Origin of the sequence: Shewanella sp. (assembly GCF_051658185.1) — a bacterium.
GTDB lineage: Bacteria > Pseudomonadota > Gammaproteobacteria > Enterobacterales > Shewanellaceae > Shewanella.
Genome location: NZ_JBOFMC010000070.1, coordinates 1 through 5,187 on the forward strand (window position 1 = coordinate 1; position 5,187 = coordinate 5,187).

Genomic DNA, 5,187 nt, shown 5'->3' on the forward strand with positions numbered 1-5,187 from the left:
GCCGCCAACCTGTATATTGGCGCTCAGCCCTGCAGTTAGCGCTGCAATCAAAGTCGTTTGGCGTTTAGCAGGATCTTTCGCGCCAGTTAAATCCACAATATGCAGCCAGCTCGCGCCTTGGGCTTGGTAGGATTGCAACTGGGCGAGGGGGCTTAAATCGAAGGTCGTCTGCTGCCCATAATCCCCTTGGTACAGCCTCACTACTTTGCCATCAATTAAATCAATTGCTGGAATGATCATCTGTTGTCCTTAATGATTTTGGTGCATTTGCTGCCGCGCGTTATTGCCCTATGGTGTGGCTGAAAAATGCTAGTGCCTCAGCCGAACCTAGCTCAGTAAAAACCTAATAAGCGATTACATTTACTGCATTTTTAAAAAGTTACCTAGGATTTGTGCGCCCACGGCGGCACTTTTCTCGGGGTGGAATTGTACGCCCATAAAATTGTCTTTACCGATGGCGGCGCTAAAGTCCTCACCATAACGGCATTGTGCCAAGGTGTAGTCGCTTAATGGTGCGCGGTAGCTGTGCACAAAATACACATAACTGCCGGTTTTCACGCCGGCAAATAGCGGGTGAACCTGAGAGGGATTACTAAAGGTCAGTTGGTTCCAGCCCATGTGCGGCAGAGGCAGGCCTTCGGCTTTAAGGGTTTGACGGTCGAGCTCGTCAATCTCCGTTGGAATAATGCCTAAGCATTGGCAATCAAGCGCTTGGCCGCCGCGTTCTTTAGAGAGCAGGGTTAACATTTGCATCCCTAAGCACACGCCCAGCACGGGTTGGGTTAACCCTTGGATAAGGCTGACTAAGGCTTTTTCGGTTAACGAGGCCATGGCGGCGCCGGCGCTGCCGACACCCGGCAATACCACCCGTTTGGCGACTTTGATGCTGGCCTTGTCGTCGGTCACTAAGACGTTCGCACCAAGGCGCTCAAAGGCGAAACGCACCGAGTTTAAATTGGCGCAACCTGTGTCTATGATGACCACATCAAATTCATCTGTGTTTGCTGACATTGGGCTTTCCTGTTGCTGGATCAGATTGGGGGGAGTGAGTTGTAGCTCCTTCGCCCCCGAACTGCCCCACGTTAAAATCACGCTTTGTCTTATTTGCTAATGAACCTAGATTCGGGTTCGCTAATAAATCCCGATTCTGGCGCTAAGCTGATAACTAACTCGTTAGCGCAGTGTTAGAGCACCCCTTTACTCGAGGGCAATACATCCCCTTCGACTTTTACTGCTTGACGCAGTGCGCGGCCCAGCACCTTAAAGAGCGCTTCCACCTTGTGGTGATCGTTTTCACCTTCGGCCGTTACATGCAGGGTGCAGCGCAAACCATCGGCGAAGGAACGGAAAAAGTGTGGCACCATTTCGGTGGCCATTTCACCGACGTTTTCCCGTTCAAATTGGGCTGCAAACTTAATAAACGGTCTGCCGGAAAGATCGAGCAAACATTCGCCCTTGGCCTCATCCATCGGCAAACTAAAGCCAAAGCGGGCAATCCCACGCTTATCGCCCAGTGCTTGGCGCAGTGCATCCCCAATTGCCAGTGCCGTGTCTTCAACGCTGTGGTGATCGTCGATTTCAAGATCGCCATCGACCTTCACATCCATTTTAAAATTCCCGTGGGTGGCGATTTGATCCAGCATATGGTCGAAAAAGCCAATGCCAGTGTTAATCGTGCCTTTACTGGCATTGTCGAGATCGACAGTCACGCGAATATCAGTTTCCTTGGTGGTCCGCACCACAGTCGCGCTGCGGCCCTTGTTGAGTAAGGCATCGGCAATGGCGTCCCAACCTAGACTGCCGCGCTGATATTGAAAGCTGTTAATCCCCATGGCATTGCCCAGTTCCACATCAGTGTGCCTGTCACCAATCACCGCGGACTGGGTAAAATCGATACAGCCTTGGGTCAAAAAGTCTTTCACCAGCCCCAACTTGGGTTTGCGGCAGCTACAATTTTCATCGTTAAAGTGTGGGCAAATCAGCACATCGTCAAACTTAACCCCTTGGCTAGACAGGATTTGCATCATCATATTGTGCGGCGCATCGAAATCTTCCTGCGGAAAGGAAGGAGTACCGAGTCCGTCTTGATTGCTGACCATCACCAGCCTAAACCCGGCTTTTTGCAGGCGCAGTAAGGCGGGGATCACTTGGGGCTCGAATACCAGTTTGGCAAGGCTATCGACTTGCTTATCTGTAACCGGCTCTTCAATCAAGGTGCCATCACGGTCGATAAAAAGTATTTTTTGCGCGACATTAGGGGTAAATACTGGGTTCATGCTGCTACCTTTCAATTCAGTTTGTTATCTTTATAAAATCAATCTATTAGGCAATGCTGTGTCTTGGCTGGTGTCAAACGCTTTACCGTTGTTGCGACTCAAACAGCGACACAATACGGTCAGTATCGGCCTTGGAGCTAAAGCTAAAACGAATGGCTTTAGCCAGCCTTGGGTCCTTATAAGCCCGCGCGACAATGCCATTGTCGATAAGCAGTTTTGCCACTTTTGCCACATCGTCAAATTCAGCCAGTACATAGTTGCCATTGGGTGTTAGCACGGCGCCGCCCCATTGCTCGCAGTACAAATTCAGCGCCGCCGCGAGTCGCTCGCCCTGAGTATTGAGCTCATTCACTTGGGTCTTCATCCGCGCAATCCCAGCAGGTGACAGCGCTTGCACGGCCACTTCACTCACGGGCAGTGGCACGGGATAGGGCGCAATTACCCGCATGATGATGTTGATAATATCTTCATTAGCAAGCAAAAAGCCGCAGCGCGCGCCTGCTAAGGCAAAGGCTTTTGAGAGGGTGCGCAGTACCACGAGATTGGGGTAAGTCTCGAGTAAATCCGCGACGCTGTATTCTGGGCAAAACTCGATATAAGCCTCATCGACCACGACAAGGGAATCGGGCAGGGCTTGAATCGCTTGCTCAATATTAGCCTTGTCAATCACAGTGCCGGTTGGGTTATTGGGATTGCAGATAAACACTAACTTAGCGCCGCGCGCGGCCGTTGCAAAGTCGGCAGGGAGACCGTACTCAGCCGTTAAGCTTAACGCCTTAACGCCTACATTAAAGGTTTGTGCGCTAATGGCGTACATGCCGTAAGTGGGCCCAAAGGTCGCAATGGAATCGATGCCTGGGATACAAAAGGCACGAATAAGCAGCTCGATGGCCTCATCGGCGCCGCGGCTGGCGACAATTTTGCTCTCCGCTACACCGCTGTATTGGCTGTAGGCATTGATTAACGCAGGCGGTTGGCACTCGGGGTAACGATTTAACTTAGTGAAATCAAGCTCGCCGACGGCCACATTATTGAAGGGCGATTCGTTGGCGTTGATCCAAATATCCCCTTGGCCGCCCAGCCTACGGGCACTTTGGTAAGGGGTTAACTCGAGTAGCTCGGGCCGCGCAAGGCGAGCGGCGAGGGTAGCTGGTGCTGTGCTTTGTGGCTCTTTAGTTTCAAGATCAGTGATTGCTTGAATATTAATGGCTGCATTGGCGCTTGGGACTTTTTTCACAGGCATTTGTTTCACAGGCACTTTTTTTACGGACACTTGGCTCATTCTACTTATCCTAAGTCTTGCTCACGGGCTTTACACTGTTAACGATAACGGGCTTAAGCTGTTATTAGCCTTTAAGACTGGCTAAGCGCACCGCAACCGCATTGTTATGGGCATCGAGTAACTCATGACTGGCAAGGGTCATCACCGCTTGACCAAGTCCCATCAAGCCTTTGGCACTGAGTTCTTGCACCGTAAAGCGGCGACTAAAGTCGGCCAGTGACAGGCTGGAAACCGCGCGGCTATAGCCATAAGTTGGCAGCACATGGTTAGTGCCACTGGCGTAATCCCCAACCGATTCAGGTGTATAGGCGCCTAAAAACACTGAACCTGCAGCGCGAATATGATTTAGCACTTCCCGTGGAAACCGGGTTTGAATAATTAAATGTTCAGGCCCATAGCGATTTGAAACGAGTGCGGCTTCCAGCATATCTTTGACCAGAATGGTGCGGCTGCCTTTTAGGGCGGTTGCGGCAATCGCTTGGCGTGGCAGGGCGGCGAGTTGCGATTCGAGTGCTTGATTCACCGCTTGTGCTAATGGCTCAGAATCTGTGACTAACATTACCTGCGAATCCGGGCCATGTTCTGCTTGGGAGAGTAAGTCTGCGGCAATAAACTGCGGATTGGCATCGCTATCGGCAATCACTAATACCTCAGAAGGGCCTGCGGGCATATCGATAGCCACAGTGCAGCGGCTATCCTGCGAAACTAAGCGTTTGGCTTCAGTGACATAACGATTACCCGGGCCAAAAATTTTATCGACGCGAGGAATCGTGTCAGTACCAAAGGCCAGCGCGGCAATCGCCTGCGCGCCGCCCACTTGATAAATTTCGGTGATCCCACAGGCGTTTGCCGCATAAACAATCGCATCATTAATGGGGGGCGGGCTCACGAGTACCCGTTGTTCGCAGCCGGCAATGTTGGCGGGCAGGGCTAACATCAGTACGGTTGAGATTAATGGAGCGCTACCGCCGGGAATATATAAACCGACTTTTTCAATCGGTTCGCTACGAAGCTCACAGCGCACCCCTGCTTGAGTTTCAATATCGATGGGGCGAAATTGCTGCGCGCGGTGAAACACATCAATATTGGCCATCGCCTGCGCAACCGCGGTCTTCAGTTCGGGCGATACCCGCGCGCTGGCGGCTGCGATTTCGTGCACGCTTAAACGTAAACTGTCGCTATTGGTACTACTGATATTAGCGCTACTGATATTGGCAAGCTTAGCGCCATCAAACTTTTGATTAAACTCTTTAAGCGCGGCATCGCCACGGCTAGCAACGGCATCGATAATGGCGCGCACACTTTGCTCTAAGTCATTGTCACCAATCAACGGGGAGCGTTTAAGTGCTGCGGTTTGCTCATCGGCGGATAACGCTGCCCAAGTCAACATATCCATAGCTCACCCCATCATTTTTTCAATTGGCATCACGAGGATAGAACTGGCACCGAGGGCGGTGAGCTGTTCCATCGTGTCCCAAAACAAATCTTCAGTGCTAACCGCGTGGATGGCAACACGATTGGTATCGTCATTTAACGGCAATACCGTTGGGTTTTCGGCGCCGGGCAGCAGGGCGACGATTTGATCTAGGGTTTCGGTTGGTGCATGCAGCAGAATATATTTGCTTTCAC

Annotated in this window: 6 protein-coding genes; all 6 read right to left on the reverse strand. The window is 51.5% G+C overall.

What is annotated here, in order from left to right; translation table 11 throughout:
• Positions 1-240, reverse strand: a 240-nt coding sequence (locus ACRCZA_RS03115) for a HisA/HisF-related TIM barrel protein (protein ID WP_438673026.1), incomplete at its 3' end; no start/stop codon positions are given.
• Between the two features lie 120 nt (positions 241-360).
• Positions 361-1,011 carry an imidazole glycerol phosphate synthase subunit HisH gene (hisH, locus tag ACRCZA_RS03120; protein ID WP_438673027.1) on the reverse strand — a complete coding sequence of 217 codons (651 nt, stop codon included), beginning with the start codon at positions 1,009-1,011 and terminating at the stop codon, positions 361-363.
• A gap of 173 nt (positions 1,012-1,184) precedes the next feature.
• Entirely contained in the window at positions 1,185-2,276 is a 1,092-nt protein-coding gene (gene hisB / locus ACRCZA_RS03125; RefSeq protein ID WP_438673028.1) for a bifunctional histidinol-phosphatase/imidazoleglycerol-phosphate dehydratase HisB, read from the reverse strand.
• An 82-nt stretch (positions 2,277-2,358) separates the two neighbouring features.
• Entirely contained in the window at positions 2,359-3,558 is a 1,200-nt protein-coding gene (gene hisC / locus ACRCZA_RS03130) for a histidinol-phosphate transaminase (RefSeq protein WP_438673029.1), read from the reverse strand.
• A 64-nt stretch (positions 3,559-3,622) separates the two neighbouring features.
• Positions 3,623-4,954, reverse strand: coding sequence for a histidinol dehydrogenase (gene hisD / locus ACRCZA_RS03135; RefSeq protein WP_438673030.1), 1,332 nt, complete (start codon positions 4,952-4,954; stop codon positions 3,623-3,625).
• Positions 4,955-4,957: 3 nt separating this feature from the next.
• Positions 4,958-5,187: ATP phosphoribosyltransferase (gene hisG, locus ACRCZA_RS03140; RefSeq protein WP_438673031.1), on the reverse strand; the 230-nt coding region annotated here is incomplete at its 5' end.